The sequence below is a fragment of the Paenibacillus sp. J22P51 genome (genome assembly GCF_059692215.1).
In genome coordinates this window covers 635,044-655,297 of the sequence record NZ_JCAUAZ010000002.1, presented here as the reverse complement: position 1 = coordinate 655,297, position 20,254 = coordinate 635,044, and the positions used below count along the sequence as shown (strand labels likewise).

The following is a 20,254-nucleotide window of genomic DNA, read 5'->3' as shown; positions in this document are numbered from 1 at the left end:
CCGTTTTTTCTAAAGATATACTCAAACTTCTTACTTAATCCCTGAGATGTGAAGTATGAAGAAATAATAAAATGATCAAGTTGTTATTTTATAATTAGATCAATACCTAATCATGACCCCTAAGATGAAAAAAGACCGTTTTTAGCCTGTGAGATGGCTTTAAACGGTCTTTTCGTTGTATTGCTTTAACTTAATATACTTTATCATCGACGCTTCACGGAAAAACGTGATTTTTCAGCGGCTTAGAATCACGTAGCTGGTTTTTTTGTTGTTCATTGGGAAAAAATTATACAGTGAGGACATGCATTGATAAATAGGCTATTCATCGTATATTCTCAAATAGCTATCAAACATACGGAGTGTATAAGTAATGAAAACATGCAATCAAACGAAAGTAATCGCAGTAATGGTAATCATCACTATGATTGTTATTTCCGGTTGTGGCACCAGAGGTACTGACATAGCATCTTCTCCTGAGCCAAGCCCAATAGTAACACCGTCACCCACGCCCGAGCCCAGCCCGACGCCAACACCGACTCCTTCGCCAAAACCACAGCCAACGCCTGAGCATAAGCCAAAACCAAAGCCGCGGGCGGTTCAAGTAGTAGCTAATCCAACAATCATTGCCGTGTTAGTTAATAAATCATTTTCATTACCGAATCCATACGTCCCTAAAGATCTAGTTGAACCCAACGTAGACTTTATATTCCCTGAGCACTCGGAAAAACGATTCATGCGTAAAGAAGCTGCGGAGGCACTTGAAAAACTTTTTAAAGCTGCCCATGCAGATGGTTTGCCGCTTGCTGGTGTGTCTGCTTACCGTTCATTTGAAACTCAAAAGTATCTATATAACTCTTACGTGGAAAAGGACGGTGAAGAGGCAGCAAACAAATATAGTGCTAAGCCCGGCCAAAGTGAGCATCAAACAGGACTTGCCATCGATGTATCTGGAGACGATGGCAAGTGTGCGGCAGCCGATTGCTTTGCAGCGACGCAGGAAGCAAAATGGCTCAAAAATCACGTAGCGGATTGGGGCTTTATTATCCGATATCCAAAAGGCAAAGAGGTAACTACGGGATATCAATATGAACCTTGGCATATCCGATATGTCGGGGTAGACATGGCAAATGAAATTGCAAAGCAGGGTACCACACTAGAAGAATACCTTGGAAAAACGTTGCCAGTTAATAAATAAATTCACCTCTCTACGCAAATGGTGTATTTAAATCCGTATACTTATCCATTTTAGTTAAAGTTTTTTTCTAACCGACTCAGCAACAAATTGACTTGACCTTCCGCCGAGGCGGTCTAACGAATTCTGAAAAACAAAAACGGAGCCACGCGATTTGCGGGCACCGTTTTCTAATTAATTATTTAGCCAGCCATGTTATTGACTGAGTGCTTGGTATCAAAAACAGAAATGTGATGTACTTTTCCGCTTGATTTGGGAATAATAAATTTAAGTTGAAACACATCGGATGCTTTATAAATATAAATCATATCATCCCCGTTTACCTTCGTATCCATTGGCTTTCCTAGCGCTTGTTCTATTTGCTTCAATGTTAGTGTTTGCAGCTTTGGATCGCTGGAACGAATATCAATGATTTGATCTCCCTTATTGAAGCCAATGACTGCATTTTTCTTGGTGTAGGTCGCATATATTCCGATTCCCACCGCTTCTTTATGATCCGCAGTCCCCCATGCTTTCTCCACATCTTCGAAGAATCTTGTTTCTGCAGCAAACTCAATGCCAGCCACCTTACCTAACTTCGCTAGTTCAAGCATATCTTTAATTTGCTTAGTAACGGACGTTGTTTCTGATGATACTGGTTTTACATTGATGTTGCCACTAGGCGTTGATGTAGCAGTCGGGCTTGCACTAGGTGCAACTGAAGGCGTTGATGAAGGTTCAACTACTGGACTAGGCGTGGTGCTAGCTATTGGAGGAGCTGCTGGTTTTTCAGATGATGCACATGCAGTGAACATAAGCATGCTCGCAATTAACATTGGAAATACCGCTGCTTTTTTACTATAGCTTTTCATAATATGCCTTCTCTCCTATATGTTTGAGTACTTACAATATTCAGACGATAAAAAGATAAGAATTGTTGCAAAATCATAGCATGCAAAAAGTACTACTACTGCTACACATATAAAAACATTTTCCGTTTTTAACACTTTTCAATTCCGAAACTTGTCCCGAATAATGTTTACTCCTTGCCTGCCTTGGTCGACGCAGCTATCAGCAAATAATCAATTTGTATGACGACCACCGCCCCCTTTCTTGAAACATTGTAACGCTGAACCGTATAAAAAGGACGTATGAATCTATAGCATGCCTATAAAAAAAGCATAAAAATATCGATTTTCTACTGTGGCGACCTCACGTCGATCGAATGTAGCAAAAGCCTATTCCGTGCATATTATGATGTGAACTTAAGCGCATGAAAGGGGCTTCTTATGCAAACTTATTTCTTCAGGCAATGTCCAGCAGATCATTTCGTGCATACCATTCAACCGGGCGAAACGTTATTTCACATTGCACAATTTTATAACGTTTCATTAGCAAGTATTTACCAAGCAAATTCTGGCATTGATCCATATTTTCTCAGCATCGGCCAGCAGATCTGCATACCCTCGATATCATTTCCGCCAACCACCTATATGGAAATTATACAAGCGATGCAAAACGATATTAATATGTTAAAAGCAGAGAGCAGCGTTCAGCAAACCGAGGAAAAGAACTATGGGACATCGAAACTAACGACACGTGTGCTGAAGGTTACGGATCAGGAAATTCAGTTCGAAGTTGCTCCTGTGACATTCCAAGGCAATTATATAGGTCTTTATACGATGGGGAGAAGCTATCCATATTATTCAGACGCAGCCGCGGGAGGAAAGCGCGGCATAACAGTTAAAGACAATTTTGGAATATGGCATTTATTCGGATTTAAAGAGCCTATATCGGGCTTCCGCCAACAACAACGTGTGAAAAACCATGAAACATAAGGCTCTGTTCAATATTTAACTGTTGGATGGAATTAAAATAATGTTCTTCTCGAAGTATGATGGGCTTGGAATAATTCTTTCAAGGAGTTAAGCGCAAACAAGCCGCTTAGCTTCTTTTCATTCGCCTCTTTTTTCACTTTTGAACGCAACAATATTTCTGCTCAAGGCATAACCGCAAAATATATTACGAAGTAATTCACTCCATTTTTACATGAACCTGAAAATTCACTTTTAAATTAGGATAATAAACTTCTCGCCAGTTTTTTATATCATGATAAGGAATTTGATTACGGAAATGTTGGCCAAATCCGAAAATATCCGTTTTGTTTCTTTGGGCTTGTTCGAACAGATGGTAAAACCGCTTTTCGATCAGCTTTTCAAGCTCACTTTGTATTCGGTCATTCGTGACGCCTTCTTTTCTTTCTAAAATGTCTATCTTCATATATAAATCACTTGACACCTGTGGATCACTATTTTTCATCGACGTATTAATTTGCAATGAGCTTTTTGTTACCATGATTTTGAGGCTGATCAATGCTTCGTCTTAGGTTGCGGGAGATTGGTTCCACTATGGCATTACGATTGCTTTCTGATAAGAGTACTAATTTGCCTTCTAAAACGGCTTTTATGATTTGTTCTGAATCAACGTCAAGCTGATCACTAAGGCTAGTGAATAGTTCATTAACTGAAGCAGACTGTTTCGCCATTTGTCGAATATATACATTTGAATTGGCGAAATCTATTAGCGTGTTAAAACCCATAAGAAAAATTGCTGTTTGATCAAATTGTTCTTCCTGAATGAAAAAATCATCATGATCGGAGAATATGGATTTTATTTCCTGGATTAAATTAAGCATAAATGAAACCTCTAATTTTAGACGTGATTCTAGTTTAAGCTGTCAATGGAATTTTTATACAGAAATACATGACTTGGTGAAGGCCAGATACTTGTGAAACGAGTCTGCACTCCATAGGGAATATCGCGCAAACGAAAGAGGAGCTGCCGTAAAGCAAGCCCCTCAACATACATACCTTGTTCTCTAAAGCTAGCCTTTTACGGCTCCATCCGTAATCCCCTGGATAATCCAACGTTGGAAGATGGCGAAAATCACGACAATCGGAATCGATGACAAAATCAGTGAAGCCAGAATCAACGACCACTCCCGACTATATTTGCCGAAGAACATATTGATTGTCAAGACTAACGTATATTGGCGAAAATCGTTGAGCATCAGTACTGGAAGTAAGAAATCATTCCACAGCCACAACAGATTCAAAATACTAATAGTAAATGTAATCGGAAGCAGCAGTGGTAAAATGATCATGAAAAAGGTTTTAAACTCGCCGCATCCATCCATTTTCGCGGATTCATCTAATTCTCGCGGAATGCCTTTCACAAAACCGTGGTAAAGAAACACGGCCATGCTGACGCCCAATCCGGCACAAACAATGCCCAAACCAAATGGCGAACCCTGAAGCCCAAGCGATTTTGCCATCTTGGTTAAAGTAATCATGATCGTCTGAAAAGGAATCAGCATGGATGATACGAAAAGCATGAAAATCACGTTGCTCAGTTTCCCCGACGTTCGGGAAAGCTTGTATCCCGCCAGAGAGCTGCATAAAACGATGACAACAATGCCTGTTACGGTTACAACAATCGTATTCCAACCGCTCTTCAGCATGTTCGCCTTGTTAAAGGCTTGCACATAGTTTTCAATGTGAAGCTGGACAGGGAAGCCTAGAACGGAGCTGTACATCTCTCCTTGTGTTTTAAAGGAATTCAATATGGCCATGTAAATCGGGAAAAGGAAGAAAATCGCTATTATGACCAATACCAATAGAGACAGCCCTGAATACTGTCGCTTGTTCATGCCTCCACCTCCCGCTTCTTCATTACGGAAACTTGAACAAGCGTAATAACAAGTATGATCAGAAAGAGAATAATCGCTTTGGCGCTGGCATAACCATATCTGAAATTGCGCTGATAAGCCTCTTCCAAAATATTCATAGAGATAACTTGAGTTGCCCGGGCAGGACCTCCGCCTGTTAAAGCATAGATAAGATCATATACTTTAAACGAGTGGTTCAAGGTTAAAAAGATACAGATCGTGAGCGCATGCGCAATCAAAGGCAAAGTAATGTAACGCAGCATATGATGAGGCTTGGCGCCGTCAATAATAGCCGCTTCCTTGAGATGCATTGGAATGCCTTGAATGGCAGACATATAAATAATCATTAAAGTTCCTATACCGCCCCAAATGGAAACAAGCATGATTGTAAAGAACGAAATGTTCGGGTCACCCAGCCAAGAAATATTGAGAAATTTTAAGACGGCATACTTGGACAATGACGGCATTACCTTTGTAAATACGAATACCCACATGAATGTACTTATGATAATACTTAACATGCTAGGCATGAAAAAGATGGTTCGAAGCCATCCTTTCCCTTTACTTTGAGATTCAATCAATACGGCAAGCAGCAATGCGATGGCGTTCTGAAAAACGACAGCAAACAAAACATACTTAGCTGTGAATAGAATCGATGTTCGAAAATTCGTATCATCGCGAATAGCTTCAATAAAATTCTGTATCCCAACGAAGCTGTAATGTTTATTCAAGCCATCCCAGTTCGTAAAGCTGTAATAAGAGCCTTGGAGCATCGGAATAACAAGAAAAATAACATACATGATAAAAGCGGGCAGCACGAACAAGATCAATGATGTATTTTCTTTGGCAAGGCGTTTCAGCACGTGGGCTCACTCCTTAGGAAAAACTTGTGCCCTACCCTGATCTTTCAAAGATCAGGGCAGAGCACAACATGTCTTCCATTCTTTATTTTTTGTTTGCTATGGCATTTGCATCTTTCCAGGTTTTATCCAGATCCTTGATTACATCTTCTGCGGACATTTTCTTATTAAAATAGGCTTGAAGCGCTTTGCCTGATTCATCCTTCACTGCCGCTGGAATCTGAGGATCTTTATAGGCCTGTCCTTTGTTCACATAAACTGCAGCGTCCTCAACCCAAGGATAAGGCTTAAAAGTGTGTTTTTGGGACACTGGATTGAATTTCAATCCTTGGTACAGATCGTTTGACGCTTGATCATCCAAAATGAAATTCAGCAGATCTGCCGAAACTTCTTTATTCTTGCCTTGGGCAGCCATCGCCAAGGAAGTTGACACGGAAACATTGATTTGTGTTGATTTAGGATCATCATTGATAGGAAGAGGAGCAACCCCAAATTCGAACTTATCGTTAGCTTTCAAAATGCTGTTCGCATCCCATGGTCCTTGTACCCACATAGCAGCTTTGCCGGCAGCAAAATCAGCAGCTCCGTCATCGTTGCCTACTTCAAATACACGATCTGTTCCGTTGCTGTTAACAAGATCGATGATACCGAACATATCTTTCACTTCTGCAAAGCTTCCTTGATTTTTATTCATTTTATCAACAAAATCCTTATGGCTTGAATTGCCTAATCCACCAATCGTTAGAGGCAAGAATAACTGAGGAATCCAGCTTTCTTTGTAGCTGAGCAAAAACGGCTTGATTTTTTTGTCATTTAATGTTTGAACAACTGTCTTCATTTCTGTTAAAGTGGACGGCGGTTTAATACCTAGATCTTTGAAGATTTTTTTGTTGTAGAGATAACCCCATGCCAAGCTTTCCATAGGAACCGCTACTACTTTATTGTCGATAGTCACGAGTGACTTGATGCCATCAATGAGCTTACCGGAAAGCGGTTGTTTCGTTAAATCTTCCAAATATCCCGCTTTGTAGTAGTCAGGAATGTCGTTCACGGCATGAAGACTGAATATATCCGGTACGTCGCCAGTTGCTAAACGAGTTTTCAAAATTTGTGTTGAATTATCAGATCCTGGAAATTCAGTGTTGATCGTAACCTCGATATTTTTTTCCTTCTTTTCTTTCTTTGCAAATTCGGCGAAGTACTTCTCGAATTGATCACGAAAACGGTCCAAGCCGCCAAGAAATACCTTCAATTCCACTTTTTTAGGCGCAACCTCGCTTTTCGACGTGTTGCTGCTTTTTCCAGCGGTTTGAGTTTCTGAACAAGCTACTGTGGTTCCTAGCATCATCATAGCAACAATCATTGCAAGTGCTTTCTTCATTTTTTAGCCTCCCCTTGTAATGGTAACGCTTACGAGTCCTAGTATACTTGAGAAAGCGCCACCATTCATTGGACAGAAAATGCATCTCTGACTGGACAATATTGATATCATTGGACTGACTTTAGCTCGCTAAGCATCCTGTCTAATCTGAGAAGGTGTCATTCCTGTCATTTTTTTGAATATACGGTGGAAATAAGTAAGGTCTGAATAGCCGACTGCTTCTGCTGCGCTCTTGATAGATACGGAAGAGTCCTGAAGAAGCTGGTAAGCTTTTTCGATCCTTTTGGTAATTAAGTAATCCATTACGGTAACACCGACTTCTTGTTTAAAGGTACGGGAAAGATGCTCCTTGCTGACAAAAAATTTACTTGCAATGCTTCCAAGACTCACTTGCTCAGCATAGGAAAGATCAAGATACTTCCGAATCTCGTCGATATTGATCCGGGTTTTGTTTTTCCTTTGGTGAATTAATTCTTCCAAGCTCCCAACATATGTGGAGGACAACGCATCGATCCACTTGGACACTGGAGTATCATCCGAAACAAAAAAATGACTGGCGCTCGCTTGAGCTTCAGACGTTAATTCGCTTCCTGAAAGGGCAAATTGCTCTTCCAAAATCAGCATGAATTGCTTGTAAAGCGAGTTATTCAGACCAGGCTGCAAGATCTCTTGATCGCTCAAAGTTTGCTCCAACAGCTTAAAGCTTTTCTTGACCGCCTCCGTGTTCATCTCATGAAAACTTCTGGTGACGATGTGCTTCAACTCGGTGATGATTTTCAATAACTGCTTGTCCAGCGGCTTGGCAGCATGGATTCCCCGTGTTACGCCCAGCTCTCGAACCGCTTTCTCCAAAGCCCGATTCAGTTCATCCGGATTGATCGGCTTTATCAGGTATTCATCCACTTTGGATAAAATAGCCTGTTTCGTATAGGTGAAATCATCAAATCCGCTAATCACAATTTTGCGGATAAACGGATAGTCTTCACTTATTTTTTGCAGAAGCTGAGCTCCGTCCATGCCTCGCATTTTCATATCCGTAATGACAATTTCAGGGTGTATCTGCGCTATGATATTTAAACCGCTAATCCCATCCTCCGCTTCCTCAATCTGATAGATGCCTAGACGTTCCCAATCAGCCAAATGCCGGATGCTGTTGCGGACCCAGAACTCATCATCAATAATGACAGCTTTCATTGTAAAGGCTCCTCTCCTTTGATTATTGCCGGAATAACAACTTTGACAGTCGTTCCGACACCTTTTGAGCTTGTGACAAACATACCGTATTCCTGACCGAAAATAAGCTTAATCCGCGAATTCACGTTGTTCATTCCCATACTTTCCCCAAGCACCTGATCCTCACCCCAACGGCTTAACTGTCGCCGAATTTCCTCCAAACGTACCTCATCAATGCCTAGACCGTTATCTTCAATACTAATCTCAATTTCATCCATCATCTTCTCCACCCTGATGGTTACCGTCCACTTTTCCATCTGGCCCTCCAAACCATGGACGAAACAATTCTCCACAATGGGCTGGAGTATGAATTTGGGGAGTTCGTAAATTCCGCAGTCTTCTTCGATGTCAATTTGAATATGAATCATGTCCTGAAAGCGCAATTTTTGAATTTGCAAATAGTTAGTAACATGCTCTATTTCGTCGGCCACTGTGACGATATCTGATTTCATTTTGATCGTATAACGAAATAACTCGCTAAGGGCTCTGACATGCTCATAAATTTCAGGCGCATTTCGAGAGAGGGCAACCCCACCAATGGATTGCAGCGCATTATACAGAAAATGAGGATTAATCTGTGCCTGCATCGCTTTCAGTTGTGCGGTCCGTTTTTCAATTTTACTTTTATACTCAATTTGAATCAGTTCTTTAATTTTTTGAAGCATGGAATTAAAACGTCTCTCAAGTGTACCGATCTCATCGCTTCGTATCTTATCGACACCCACGTTGAAATTTTGGTGCTCTACGGCTTTCATCGACCTCGTCAGTCGAATAATCGGTTTCGTCGTGAAATAAGCAATTAAAACAGAAAGAATAATAGCTAGAAGAACAGAGACCATAGCTGTATAAAAACTAAAACTTAGCGTTGTAGAAGCACCTTGGTTCACATAGCTGATCGGGATAAATTTCACGATCCATAACTCGGCCGATGGAACTGGCTGATAAAACAGAATTCCTTGCTTGGATTCGATAAAGCCAGGTTCCATTGGACTATGTATCACCTTTTCCAGCATTTCTTGGTCAATCGTCGTTTGCTGTGGGTACGGATTGTACATGATTTTTCCTTGAGCATCCAAAATAAGCACAATACTGTTGGGTTCCGAATGGATCATACCTATGACATTGTCCATGAACCTCCATCTTACTTCCATGGACACTCCGCCGAGAATCTTATGGTCTTCAAACCGATTCATGCTTCGTACCAATGTAAAATAATTGTGTGCAGATCCCACAATCTTATTTACCGTTTGACGGTCCTTGGCTAAATCTCTCCAATTCCCCACGGGAGTATCCAATAAATCCGTTGATCGAACGGCATCTTTATCGACAATAAACATGCGCTGGCTAGCATTCAGATAAAGAGAGATCCGAACAATACTATTATTGTTGGCAACATACAGAGACCTCAGCTTTTCATCAATATATAGTTTCCCTGCATCCAGACCGTTCCCATCGTTCATAGACTCACCTTTGTTAATCGGAAACAGGCTCTGATCCATGAGAAGAGAATACACCACCGAATGCAGCAGACTAATTTTTTCATCAAAATATTTGGCAGCCCAGTCCATTCTTGACTCGTTCGAGCGTATTATCTCCAGACTTAAGGATTGCTTGGTGGTCTTTGCAGCAAAAATCGTGACTAAGGTCAAAGGCAGGACAGCGATTATCACCATCAAAATCATAAGTTTGTATCTCATACTCATTTGAAAAGGAATTAGAAGACGCCGTGTCATATTTCTAAGTGCCATGAGCCGATCCCCTTTAATTACGGATTATCTTTCTTCATTTTTTCAACAAGAATCACTGCAGATTTCATCAATAGATTCCACCCGATTATTCGCCTATGTTTGTGTCCTGGCACTGTGACAGTAAAAAGCCGGCCCACGGCCGGCATTTATTGGCTATCGTTCCTCGTTAGTTGAATCATCTCATATGTTATTTGGCTAGAGCTTATCTTTTCTTTTACCACCCCGTCAGGGCTTTCATCTTTTTTCCCCTATTTAAGTTTACTTTGTACTTCTATAACGTAAAGATTCATCAAATAGTTACAGTTTTTCTTGCATCTTTTTCCCATTAGTCAGTAAAAAATTAAACGAAAGAATCAATGTTTAAAATTAAACTGAAAAGGCCACCGATCCACCGGCAGCCTTGTTTCGATCGTCTATTTAGAGAAAAAAGTTGTATTTACTCGTTTCGAATATCTAAAATATAAAATCCATAATATTCCTACAATAATTATTAGCATTAACTGAAGAGCATCATATATTTCTTTATTTGAGAAATAGAAATCAATTATTTTAATTAGTATCAATACTAATTCGGTTTTAATTGTGATCGATGGTCCATTTTTGTTCTTCTTTAACAAATTAAAAAGAGATATGATAAATAGAACTTCTATTAAAATGTAAGAAACAAAATCGTATACACTTATAACATTCCATTCTAGTGCCTCTATCATCTTGAATATGTAAAATGGATTGATCAGAACTCCAGCAATTGAGTAAATCACATAGAATAGAAGCCAGCCTCTGATTCCTGATAGGTTTTTCTTATTTTCTTGCATGTTGACTCTCCTAGTCTGGTTTTTTCGGTCTACATCTATTTTTACCATAATTCGGAAGACTAGTCTGCCAAGCTACTTAATAGTAATTCTACTCTCGTACTCCGTTAGCTTAACATTCATTCATACAATATGATAAACTTGGACTGAGGTGATTAACTAATGCCATCAAACAAATTAATGCTATCAGGTATTTTTCTCTTTGTACTTATGTATTACGTTCAAAACAATATGCATCTAAGATTGCATCTATTTGAAGTAATAATTCCACTTATTGGGGTTGTCCTGTTTATTTTCGGATTAATCACGAGGGACAATAAATAGTCAACTGTTAAACTAATCTGACCGTTACCGGGCGCGGTGCGCTTAGTCGGTGCGGATGTGTCCGGCTGAATCTTCCCCGCTGCTGAAACGCCTCTTCGATTCACATCTAACTACAATTGGACCCAGGGCCGTATGGCTATTCCCTTGTCTCTAGGATTCTCGATATAGCATTTGAGCGTTTAAATGACGGCGACGCACTTCTGATCCATTAAATAAGTCAAAACTAAAAGGCATGAGCCCGATACAATATCGAACCCATGCCTTAAAGGCAGCCTCACTATATAGTGTCTAACTTGTTGGGGTCACTTCAATGGATATCCTTATGCTTGGCGGTTTTTAACGCATATTACAGTGCTTTATCGTTAATACCGTTCAGCCAGCCTTCAATGTCTCCGATGACGGAGCCGATGCAATGATCCTCGAATGGCGAGGTGAGACCAGCAAGCTCTACCAGCTTAAGGAAGGACTGGCTTCCTCCCGCTTGGCAAAGCCGCAAATAATCGCTCCATGCGGATTTGAAATCTTCATTCGAACGTTTCCAGAACTGGAAGGCGCAGATCTGGGCTAATGTATAATCGATGTAATAGAAAGGCGACCGGAAAATATGGGATTGCTTTTGCCAGAATCCGCCCTGTTCCAGGTAAGAGTTGCCGTCATAGTTGCGATGAGGCAAATATTTCTTCTCGATCTCCCGCCATAACCGCTTGCGCTCGGCAGGGGTTGCCTCCGGATTATCATATACATAATGTTGGAATTCATCGACCGCGACTCCGTAAGGAATAAACTGCAAGCTGTCCGCCAAATGGTTGAACCGGTACTTCGCAGCATCCTCCTTGAAGAACAGCTCTATCCATGGCCAGCAAATAAACTCCATGCTCATCGAATGGATCTCACACGCTTCATAGGTAGGGAATGCGTATTCCGGCACTTCCAGATTACGGCTCTGGAAAACCTGGAAGGCATGGCCCACCTCATGGGTCAAAACATCAATATCCCCGGAGGTTCCGTTGAAATTCGAGAAAATATACGGAGCTTTGTAATCGCTGATAAAGGTACAGTAGCCGCCGCTTTGCTTTCCTTTCTTGCTGACCAGATCCATGAGCCCGTTATCCCGCATAAAGGTGAAAAATTCATCCGATTCGGGTGAAAGCTCTTTGTACATCTTCGCTCCGTTCGCGACAATCCAATCGGGATCGCCCTTAGGTGTCGCGTTGCCGGATTCGAAGTTAAAGTTCTCGTCGTAATATTTTAATTCAACCAGACCCAGCCTATCGGCTTGTCTTTTCTTAAGCTTCTGGGCCGCAGGGACAATATGCTCCAGAACTTGTTTGCGGAAGTTGGCCACCATTTCGGCATTGTAGTCAGTCCGCATCATACGGTCATAACCGAGTTCAACAAAGCTGCTGTATCCCAGCTTCTTCGCAATACGGACACGAACCTTGACGAGATCGTCATAAATCCGGTCAAAGGCAGACTCATGTTGGGACATAAAGTTATATTTGGCTTCGGAAGCGCTCTTGCGCATATTACGGTCAGTTGACAGTTCAAACGGAGTAAGCTGAGGCAGGGTGCGTTCTTCGCCTTCGAACTGGATTTTGGCGGAAGCAATGAGCTGGGAATATTCCGTTGACAGCTTGTTCTCCAATTGTAAATCTTCGATGATTTCCGGACTAAACGTGCGAAGCGAGATTTCGGCAAGCTGGAGCAGCTGCGAGCCCCATTCCTTCTCGAACTCGGCTCTGAACCTGGAATTGACAAGTGCTTTGTAATACTCCGTTATGTATTCCTGTACGACCGGTCCGGTTTCATCCATGAAATCCTGTTCGGCTTTATAAAACTCATCGATCGTATTGATGGAATGCCGGATGCTGACCAAGGTCTGCATCGTATCAAATTCGCTTCGAAGCTTATTCATGGCGATAACGGAAGCTTTCTGCTCTGCCAAAGCTGCGGCGTCATTCAGATTCCCCAGCAGAGCGGTGAATTCCTGTTTAAATTTGTCTACATCAGGGCGTTCATAACGGTATTCGTCAAACTTCATTATTGATCAGCATCCTTTCTTATACATATTATCCTATTATAATATATGGAAATGGTTTTAGAAGCATAAAAAAGCCGATCCGGCAGGTTTTGCTTCGGATATACCAATGAAATAGACATGTATGTACCCTCCCACACTTGGTGTTTATTTCATATTTAACTTTGAACAAACGTTTTCCATTAGTTGAACAAACGAGATAAAAGTAACGTTATAAAAGGACCTATTACTACGAAACCCAAAAATAATGCAACAACCTTCATTGACGTCGACAGCCCTTTAGGTTCATTTAAATTATCAATTTTTTCGTTTAATTTCTTTAGCTCTTTTAATATTTCTTTACTTAACTCATCTGACATACTTAATTGCCCTCCCCCAAGGAACAGAATAATACATGTCCTTGTTTTATATTACCATAATTAGGAATTTAATAAGCATGATATAATATCACTTATAATTGTTCTTTATGTTGGAATAGCAAAAAAGAGACCCACAGCAACGGGCTGAGGGTCTAAGTTTTATATTTAAAAGGGCATATTAAAGCATTTTTCTCAAATAAAAAGGAATACTTTCCTTAAGAATTTCAAGAAAATAATGTCCTTAAAAGAATCCATTTGCTTGCTCAAATGGTTAAGCTCCCATTGTTCCCCTAAAAGATGTTTATTTATTTCAAAAATCTCCTTGTCGAGTTGATTGAGCTCGTTATTCAGGTTGATTCTGGCGGCATCCTCTTCCCTCTTTAAGAGGTCATGCTCCGGACTATATGTTTGCTTAATGGTAGATATCAGGTCCTGTGCCCTTGTTTTATAAGTTTGTTCTACGTTATTTAATATTGATTTCCTGTCGTTAAATTTTGATTTTGAGGCAGCGATTTCACTTGGAGGAATGGATTGGGGGATATTAGGTCTATACTTGCGCTCTATCATTTTTTTCCATTCTACTAGTGCTTTCGCTTGGGATGGACTCAAATCTATATGAACAGAACCCCCATTTTTTAATATCATATATACCTTTTCAATTTTTTTACGACCATAGGACTGAAAAATATTAATATCCAAAAAATCAGCCGGAGTACGAATTCCATTTGATCTTAAACGCCGTTTGATTTCATCGTCAATATCCGGTATTTTTTCTTTGCTAATCGTATGCTTCTTTAATTGATCTTCCAGCCAAGTTTTTCGGAATGAAGCCAATAAGCCGGCAAGTTCGGTATGTTCCTCCTGATCTATGGTTTGTCTTTCACTAGCGATTTCGCTTATATGACTCCAGAGTTCCTTCTCCACTTCTTCGGTTTCATTCTTTTCTCGTTCCGATACTTCCCTTTGCCTTTGTAATATATCATTAATCTTGTTTTCTTCCATTTGTTGGAGATTTTGCTTGATATAGTTTATTTTGCTCAATTCTCTTGTCAGATCGGAGGCTGCACCTTGAAGCTCCTTTATTTTTTCAGACGTGGTTCTTTTTTCCTTAACAGTGGGAAGCTTCACATAACGCCAGCTCAAAAAGGCAAATTCAACAACTACACCCAAAGCAGTGCAGGATGCTAAACCTGTAATCGGAGCCTTTCCGTACATAAAAGTTGTAGCCAATGCCGTGGTGGCTATGACCAAGAATGAAACGATTCTTTCCAAAACGAGCCCAAATGTGGGCAGAGGCCTGCATGGCCTTGGTTCCTCTGTAAGATAATCCAGTACCCACGACGAATCAACAGGATCCAATGTTTCCGGTTGGGATTGTGCAACGGCTAGCCGCTTCTTATTAGCGAACTTATCATAGAAGGCTGTTAGATAAGTAATTAATTTCGTTGCGAAGGCAGCAGAGGTAGAAGAGACAGAAGAGACAGAGACGACTGGGTGATGAACAGCATTAACCAGTGATTCGGGATCAGGGGGCTTTGGCACATTCGGCACTTCTAATGCCATGACATCACGAAAGCAGTTTACCAAAGCACGTAACGTTTCATCATTAACAAGCTCCAGTAATTCAAAAGCGCGTGATTCGCCAGGGGAGACAAAATCTTTTTGTCGAAAGAGGAGACTTTCTTCAGCTTCTCCCGCGCCAAGCGAATTCCATAACGAAGCATCCACTCTAACGGCTAATATTGCAATCAAAATAACCCAGGCTGAAAAGTTATCGATGTATGGCCCAAAATGCTCTACGACTCTTCCGGGGTGTTGATAATTTCTATGACCGAGCTCGTTGCTTAGCATGCCGTTTAAGCCTGGTACATACATGCCATCATAATCGATCAGAATAATTTCATCCCTGTGAATCAATATGTTGCCATGCTGCAGGTCCCCATGCGCAATGTTTGCCATGTGCAGCTCATTAATTATTTTTAGCCATTGATTTGCTAATCCTTCTAAAATTTCAACGCTATGCAAATTTCTTTGGATGTAATAAAGCAGTGATTCCCCCTCAACCCATTGCATTTTTACGACAGGGAACCAATTGCCATTTATTTTTATACCTTCAGAGAGGTACTCAAAAGGGACCATATACGGCAGATTCACTGAGCTCAAATGCGAGCTGATGGCATCGTAACGCTCCTTCTGATCCTTCACAGAATTGGTAAAGCACCTGATCGCCCATTCCGTCTGTCCGCACTTGACTCTGTAAACACTGGCGAAGCTGCCCGAAATAGGGCGAGGGAGTCCAAGCTTATCCAATTCAGGGAGTCCGGATTGAAGCTCCGGGTCCTGAAAACAAATGTGCGGATTTTGAATCGCTTCCCTATAATCCTGTGGAGTGGGCCAAAACATCGCCTCATCTCCCCTTAAAAAAGATTTACTCGAATGAAAGTAACATCATCATTCCTTAGATAAAAGCTGCCGTCGCGGCGAACTAGCTTTCTTTCTGCCTCCACCAACCGGATAAAGTCATCTTCACAGGCTAACCCGTGTATTTGCTTGATTACATTGGTGCCTTCCTCGAAGCGAGTCAAAGTCCAGCAGGCCAAGGCATCGGTCATTAACCAAAAGGAGTCTCCCGCTTGAGCGGTACCTCTCCAATTTTTCACCGATGCTTTAAGATGAAGGTTATAAGCTCCGTTACTCGAAATGAGAATCGGTCTATTATGAAAATCCTCGACGGAAGCCAGTGGAAAAAAGTGTGTAATTTGTTCATCCCGAATTTGAAACATGCAGCTATCACCAATCGCAATCGCATCAAACTCTACTGACAATGTATCCGTCAAACGAAAAGTAATTCCAGCTAACGTAGAAAATGCCCCGCTGTTCAGCTTTTCTTGAGCGTACCAGGGAAGGTCTTTGGTATTTAGCTTTCTCTTCCAAGCTTTGGACAATTTGGAGATGGAGTTGTGGAGCTGATGACTATCCATTTTCCCGTTGCAATAATAGCCAGCGAGTAAACCCGCCCATATATTAGCGAATGAGGATTCACTAGCCCCATCCGCTATGGCGAATCGATGATACGCAGTATCGTTATTCACAAAAACGCTGGTGTTGAACGCATCTTCATATTCCTCTTTGCGGTTTCCCGCCTTTTGCAATGAAAAACATACACTTGCAATTTGCACCATAGCAACCCCTATCTAAGATTGGCGGGACGCGTACCGATATCAAGCGCTTGGACTACAAGGGTTAGATCTGCATTCATGACAAATCCCCTTGCTCCGTCCGAAAGATTCAATTGATGCTCCTGATTGGCCACCCACATCATAAATGGCGTTAGATTGCTGGATCCTTCGTAGAGCAGCCTCGAGAATTGGTCAGGCAGCCCATCCGCGGTTTCCGGGAAACTCACACTAACCGCATTCGGTCTGCTGGAAATATGCAAGTTGAATAGAAAGACGTTCCCATCATCCGTAGCCAGCGCTCTTATTTGTTCCATGGCAGAAGTCGGGTCTCCATCGGTGGATTCTCCATCTGTAATATGGATGATCACTGGCGGAAAACAATGAGGATACTCGCTGATCCATTGACTCAGAATGGTATAGGCGGTATTCATCGCCTGACACATGGGTGTCCCGCCGTTCGAGACTGGATCAAACCAGATTGGAAACTTTACAATTTGATCAACAATACCGCCAGCACCGTCCGGCACTTTCTTCAGACGCTTTTCCAGCCTTGACGGATTATCCGCGATTTCACTAATCGGTACCAATTCTTTTCCGGCAAGTACGCCACCGAAGGCCGGCCCAACACTGGCGCCATAGCCGATCACACCAACATGGAAGTAATCGCGTATCCCCTCCGACTTCGCACACTTTATAATGAGATTCTGCAATAACCGATTGATGGCATCGGATACACTATCGGCTTTGGTGCTAGCTCCGAAAGGGTCGGACATGGAACCGGACTGATCAATAATAAAGAGAAAACAAGACGGATTGGAGCGGCTGATTTCTGCTGAGTACATAGTTTTCCTCCTTAATCCTGTACATAGTTAATCATATTCCGGTGGGAATGAAGATTTGTGCTTTTATAGAAAAAAATTTGGGCAGGATTGGGAAAGCTAAATAACGAAAGATGTATGGACTCTAAATCATAGGAGGAACAATGATAAGAATCGTTCGCTATGATGCGATTATTTATTATCCTTAAACGGCGAAAGGACGGTTGATTGATTTAATGAATACTCGTATTGAACAGCTAGCTGCATATATGGATCGGAGGGCGATCGATGCCGTACTGATTACGATGCCGAAGCATGTGTATTATTTGACCGGGTTTGCGAGCGACCCGCATGAGCGTTTTCTCGGTCTGCTGATTCCGCGCGGAGCCGAACCACTGCTAATCGTACCGGCTCTGGACCTTGAAGCGGCGCAAGCCGCATCGTCCGTGAAGAAGATCCATACCCATACGGACACCGATAACCCGTACGAAGTTCTCAGCAAGCTAATGCCGGCGGGCGTCCGGACGCTGGGACTGGAGAAGGACTATATGACCGTTAGCCGGTTCGAGGCAATTAGCCAAGCGGTCGGCGCAGCCGTCTATGCGGATATCGACGGGCCGCTGCGCGAGATGCGCGTCATTAAGACTCCGGACGAAGTGATGCGCATGAAGCATGCGGTGCGGATCATCGAGGATGTGCTGCGCGCCGGCATCGCGCAGGTGAAGCCTGGTGTTACGGAGATTGAGCTTGTGGCGGAGCTGGAGTACCAGATGAAGAAGCTCGGTGCGAGCGGACCTTCCTTCTCGACGATGGTGCTGACCGGCGAGAAATCTGCGCTACCGCATGGCGTTCCGGGCTCACGGGCCGTCCGCGAAGGGGAGCTGCTCTTGTTCGACCTCGGCGTCTATGCGGATGGATATGCATCGGATATTACACGAACGTTCGCGGTAGGCGATATTTCGGAAGAGCAGGCAAAAATTTATCAGACGGTACTGCAGGCGAACCTGCAGGCCATTGAAGCGACTCGCCCCGGCGCTACGCTGGCCAGCCTGGACCACGCGGCGCGCGAGCACATCGCCGACGCCGGTTACGGGACGTACTTCATGCACCGGCTCGGGCACGGTCTTGGCATGGATGTGCACGAATATCCGTCCGTGCACGGCCAGAACCAGGAGCTGCTGCGCAGCGGCATGGTCTTCACGATCGAGCCGGGCATCTACGTGCCGGGCGTCGGTGGCGTGCGGATCGAGGATGATGTGCTCGTCACGGACAGCGGCGTCGAGGTGCTGACGTCGTTCCCGAAGGGACTTACCGTCATCGGGTAACGGAGGTATCCAGACAGGAGCTAACCGATCGATTGTTCCGGAAACACAGCTAACCATAAAAAGTTTTAAACTGATACATGAAACCAAAACAAAAACCAGTCCAGACACGAAAATAAAGTGTTAGACTGGTTTTTGTTTATTGAACTAAAATTTTCCGTTAATTGAACAATCAGAGAATGCGTTTGCTAAAGTGATATTCTTTTCTAGTATTGCCCCACCATTTCGCATGTCACCCTTCTATGTGGACAATGACATATATGTACTACTAGTAAAACGGTTGCAAGACAGGATTTTATTCAACTGGGGCTTGATGCAAAAATGCACCTTCTTGTTGCTGCACGGCTTTACGATTGACATAGAATGCAGCTGAAGCGGCTGAGCTATAGGTAACGACAGGAAGTATGAATACGGATATAATGACACCACTCCAATAAGGGTCCCCCATATCTACCCCTGGGAGCAATCCAATAGTAATAAATCCACCAATAATCGCGAGTAGATACCAGCCTATAAAGCTCAAGTGAAGCTTGAAAAAGTCCCATTTATGCCCCTTCATCATTTCCGAGCTGCGTTTAATGGCTTGAAGCGGTTTTATTTCTGGCTCATCGTTCAAAATGTAGAAGGTCATGGCAAAACGAAGGGATGCAATAATACCTGGTATTATGAGTAAGAGTGTCCATAGCAGGATGAAAAGTATGAACAGGAGGTAAGTCAGAAATGAAGAAACAAATTGTTTGAATCCGTAAAATAGATCAGTGAACTGTGCACTTTTATCTCGATTCAGTTTTACAAAATAATGCACAGAGCCTAGCAAGAGAGCACCACCTATTAGAAAGCCTGCAAGGTCTAAGAGCCAGTGCGCCTCAGGACCCGTCAATGGACCGAACAAACTCGCAACCGCCGTAATAAGCAGCGCTGAAGCCCAGTTCTCTCTCAAACTCCATCTTGCTAATTCCCTTAGGTCCGATGAATCCTTGTAATAATAATTTTCTTGGTTCACGTTCATGTTAGTCCTCAATTCACCTGGAATATTACTTCAGTAAAAAAATACAATTATTGGAATTTTGATAATACTATGGATACTACTCCCCCTAATATTCCTATCCAGAATAAAGGGGCTTTAATAATTCTAATCGAACTTTTGGTATAGTTGGAGTTGTTTCTTCGTTTATCATCCAATTGCAAATCTATAATTGAAGACGAATCCGTGACAGTGTGAGCACCACTTCGAGGACTCATACCGCTTGAACCTCCATATATAAATACTGAGATAATTAAA

The 20,254-nt window shown here is 42.3% G+C and carries 18 protein-coding genes; 3 read left to right on the top strand and 15 right to left on the bottom strand.

The genetic code is table 11. The features are described 5' to 3' along the window. The first annotated feature begins 370 nt into the window (after positions 1-370). Positions 371-1,195, top strand: a complete 825-nt coding sequence (locus AC58QC_RS07315) for a M15 family metallopeptidase (RefSeq protein WP_497414525.1) — start codon at positions 371-373, stop codon at positions 1,193-1,195. 179 nt (positions 1,196-1,374) lie between these two features. Here AC58QC_RS07315 and AC58QC_RS07310 read toward each other — a convergent pair whose 3' ends face one another. Continuing rightward, positions 1,375-2,043 carry a YjgB family protein gene (locus tag AC58QC_RS07310; RefSeq protein ID WP_497414524.1) on the bottom strand — a complete coding sequence of 223 codons (669 nt, stop codon included), beginning with the start codon at positions 2,041-2,043 and terminating at the stop codon, positions 1,375-1,377. A 417-nt stretch (positions 2,044-2,460) separates the two neighbouring features. Between AC58QC_RS07310 and AC58QC_RS07305 the strand changes: the two genes are divergently transcribed. Then, positions 2,461-3,009: a LysM peptidoglycan-binding domain-containing protein gene (locus AC58QC_RS07305; RefSeq protein WP_497414523.1), complete on the top strand. Its 549-nt coding sequence runs from the start codon at positions 2,461-2,463 to the stop codon at positions 3,007-3,009. A gap of 196 nt (positions 3,010-3,205) precedes the next feature. On the opposite strand, the gene AC58QC_RS07300 is transcribed toward AC58QC_RS07305, so the two are convergent. The 13 genes from AC58QC_RS07300 to AC58QC_RS07240 form a co-directional block, all read right to left on the bottom strand. Next, positions 3,206-3,490 carry a Ger(x)C family spore germination C-terminal domain-containing protein gene (locus AC58QC_RS07300; protein WP_497414522.1) on the bottom strand — a complete coding sequence of 95 codons (285 nt, stop codon included), beginning with the start codon at positions 3,488-3,490 and terminating at the stop codon, positions 3,206-3,208. A 7-nt stretch (positions 3,491-3,497) separates the two neighbouring features. Then, positions 3,498-3,866: a hypothetical protein gene (locus AC58QC_RS07295; protein WP_497414521.1), complete on the bottom strand. Its 369-nt coding sequence runs from the start codon at positions 3,864-3,866 to the stop codon at positions 3,498-3,500. A 189-nt stretch (positions 3,867-4,055) separates the two neighbouring features. Next, positions 4,056-4,880, bottom strand: coding sequence for a carbohydrate ABC transporter permease (locus tag AC58QC_RS07290; RefSeq protein WP_497414520.1), 825 nt, complete (start codon positions 4,878-4,880; stop codon positions 4,056-4,058). Then, positions 4,877-5,698, bottom strand: coding sequence for a carbohydrate ABC transporter permease (locus AC58QC_RS07285; RefSeq protein ID WP_497414691.1), 822 nt, complete (start codon positions 5,696-5,698; stop codon positions 4,877-4,879). Before AC58QC_RS07285 ends, AC58QC_RS07290 begins: the two co-directional genes overlap by 4 nt. Before the next feature lie 145 nt (positions 5,699-5,843). Beyond that, the gene (locus AC58QC_RS07280; protein WP_497414519.1) at positions 5,844-7,139 is read right to left on the bottom strand and encodes an ABC transporter substrate-binding protein; all 1,296 of its coding nucleotides are present in this window, start codon (positions 7,137-7,139) and stop codon (positions 5,844-5,846) included. Between the two features lie 129 nt (positions 7,140-7,268). Beyond that, complete coding sequence (locus tag AC58QC_RS07275) at positions 7,269-8,333, bottom strand: response regulator transcription factor (protein ID WP_497414518.1); 1,065 nt, start codon at positions 8,331-8,333, stop codon at positions 7,269-7,271. Beyond that, positions 8,330-10,120 (bottom strand): histidine kinase, encoded by a 1,791-nt coding sequence (locus AC58QC_RS07270; protein ID WP_497414517.1) that lies wholly within the window; start codon positions 10,118-10,120, stop codon positions 8,330-8,332. The genes AC58QC_RS07275 and AC58QC_RS07270 overlap by 4 nt, the downstream gene beginning before the upstream one ends. A gap of 413 nt (positions 10,121-10,533) precedes the next feature. Then, entirely contained in the window at positions 10,534-10,935 is a 402-nt protein-coding gene (locus AC58QC_RS07265) for a DUF2569 family protein (protein WP_497414516.1), read from the bottom strand. Between the two features lie 667 nt (positions 10,936-11,602). Beyond that, positions 11,603-13,297 carry a M3 family oligoendopeptidase gene (locus AC58QC_RS07260; RefSeq protein WP_497414515.1) on the bottom strand — a complete coding sequence of 565 codons (1,695 nt, stop codon included), beginning with the start codon at positions 13,295-13,297 and terminating at the stop codon, positions 11,603-11,605. 179 nt (positions 13,298-13,476) lie between these two features. Next, a complete protein-coding gene (locus tag AC58QC_RS07255; RefSeq protein WP_497414514.1) occupies positions 13,477-13,653 on the bottom strand; it encodes a hypothetical protein in 177 nt (58 codons plus the stop codon). Between the two features lie 192 nt (positions 13,654-13,845). Continuing rightward, on the bottom strand, positions 13,846-16,056 hold the full coding sequence (locus AC58QC_RS07250; RefSeq protein ID WP_497414513.1) for a protein kinase domain-containing protein: 2,211 nt from the start codon (positions 16,054-16,056) through the stop codon (positions 13,846-13,848). Between the two features lie 14 nt (positions 16,057-16,070). Beyond that, entirely contained in the window at positions 16,071-16,832 is a 762-nt protein-coding gene (locus AC58QC_RS07245; RefSeq protein WP_497414512.1) for a hypothetical protein, read from the bottom strand. 11 nt (positions 16,833-16,843) lie between these two features. Beyond that, positions 16,844-17,674, bottom strand: coding sequence for a vWA domain-containing protein (locus tag AC58QC_RS07240; RefSeq protein WP_497414511.1), 831 nt, complete (start codon positions 17,672-17,674; stop codon positions 16,844-16,846). Positions 17,675-17,886: 212 nt separating this feature from the next. On the opposite strand from AC58QC_RS07240, the gene AC58QC_RS07235 reads away from it, so the two are divergent. Continuing rightward, positions 17,887-18,975: a M24 family metallopeptidase gene (locus tag AC58QC_RS07235; RefSeq protein WP_497414510.1), complete on the top strand. Its 1,089-nt coding sequence runs from the start codon at positions 17,887-17,889 to the stop codon at positions 18,973-18,975. 292 nt (positions 18,976-19,267) lie between these two features. Here AC58QC_RS07235 and AC58QC_RS07230 read toward each other — a convergent pair whose 3' ends face one another. Beyond that, complete coding sequence (locus tag AC58QC_RS07230) at positions 19,268-19,981, bottom strand: DUF975 family protein (protein ID WP_497414509.1); 714 nt, start codon at positions 19,979-19,981, stop codon at positions 19,268-19,270. Between the last annotated feature and the right edge of the window lie 273 nt (positions 19,982-20,254).

Bases quoted from the DNA above. Each gene is read 5' to 3' on its own strand.
- AC58QC_RS07315 (WP_497414525.1), top strand. From the start codon at position 371: ATGAAAACATGCAATCAAACGAAAGTAATCGCAGTAATGGTAATCATC.
- AC58QC_RS07310 (WP_497414524.1), bottom strand. From the start codon at position 2,043: ATGAAAAGCTATAGTAAAAAAGCAGCGGTATTTCCAATGTTAATTGCG.
- AC58QC_RS07305 (WP_497414523.1), top strand. From the start codon at position 2,461: ATGCAAACTTATTTCTTCAGGCAATGTCCAGCAGATCATTTCGTGCAT.
- AC58QC_RS07300 (WP_497414522.1), bottom strand. From the start codon at position 3,490: ATGAAAAATAGTGATCCACAGGTGTCAAGTGATTTATATATGAAGATA.
- AC58QC_RS07295 (WP_497414521.1), bottom strand. From the start codon at position 3,866: ATGCTTAATTTAATCCAGGAAATAAAATCCATATTCTCCGATCATGAT.
- AC58QC_RS07290 (WP_497414520.1), bottom strand. From the start codon at position 4,880: ATGAACAAGCGACAGTATTCAGGGCTGTCTCTATTGGTATTGGTCATA.
- AC58QC_RS07285 (WP_497414691.1), bottom strand. From the start codon at position 5,698: ATGTATGTTATTTTTCTTGTTATTCCGATGCTCCAAGGCTCTTATTAC.
- AC58QC_RS07280 (WP_497414519.1), bottom strand. From the start codon at position 7,139: ATGAAGAAAGCACTTGCAATGATTGTTGCTATGATGATGCTAGGAACC.
- AC58QC_RS07275 (WP_497414518.1), bottom strand. From the start codon at position 8,333: ATGAAAGCTGTCATTATTGATGATGAGTTCTGGGTCCGCAACAGCATC.
- AC58QC_RS07270 (WP_497414517.1), bottom strand. From the start codon at position 10,120: ATGGCACTTAGAAATATGACACGGCGTCTTCTAATTCCTTTTCAAATG.
- AC58QC_RS07265 (WP_497414516.1), bottom strand. From the start codon at position 10,935: ATGCAAGAAAATAAGAAAAACCTATCAGGAATCAGAGGCTGGCTTCTA.
- AC58QC_RS07260 (WP_497414515.1), bottom strand. From the start codon at position 13,297: ATGAAGTTTGACGAATACCGTTATGAACGCCCTGATGTAGACAAATTT.
- AC58QC_RS07255 (WP_497414514.1), bottom strand. From the start codon at position 13,653: ATGTCAGATGAGTTAAGTAAAGAAATATTAAAAGAGCTAAAGAAATTA.
- AC58QC_RS07250 (WP_497414513.1), bottom strand. From the start codon at position 16,056: ATGTTTTGGCCCACTCCACAGGATTATAGGGAAGCGATTCAAAATCCG.
- AC58QC_RS07240 (WP_497414511.1), bottom strand. From the start codon at position 17,674: ATGTACTCAGCAGAAATCAGCCGCTCCAATCCGTCTTGTTTTCTCTTT.
- AC58QC_RS07235 (WP_497414510.1), top strand. From the start codon at position 17,887: ATGAATACTCGTATTGAACAGCTAGCTGCATATATGGATCGGAGGGCG.
- AC58QC_RS07230 (WP_497414509.1), bottom strand. From the start codon at position 19,981: ATGAACGTGAACCAAGAAAATTATTATTACAAGGATTCATCGGACCTA.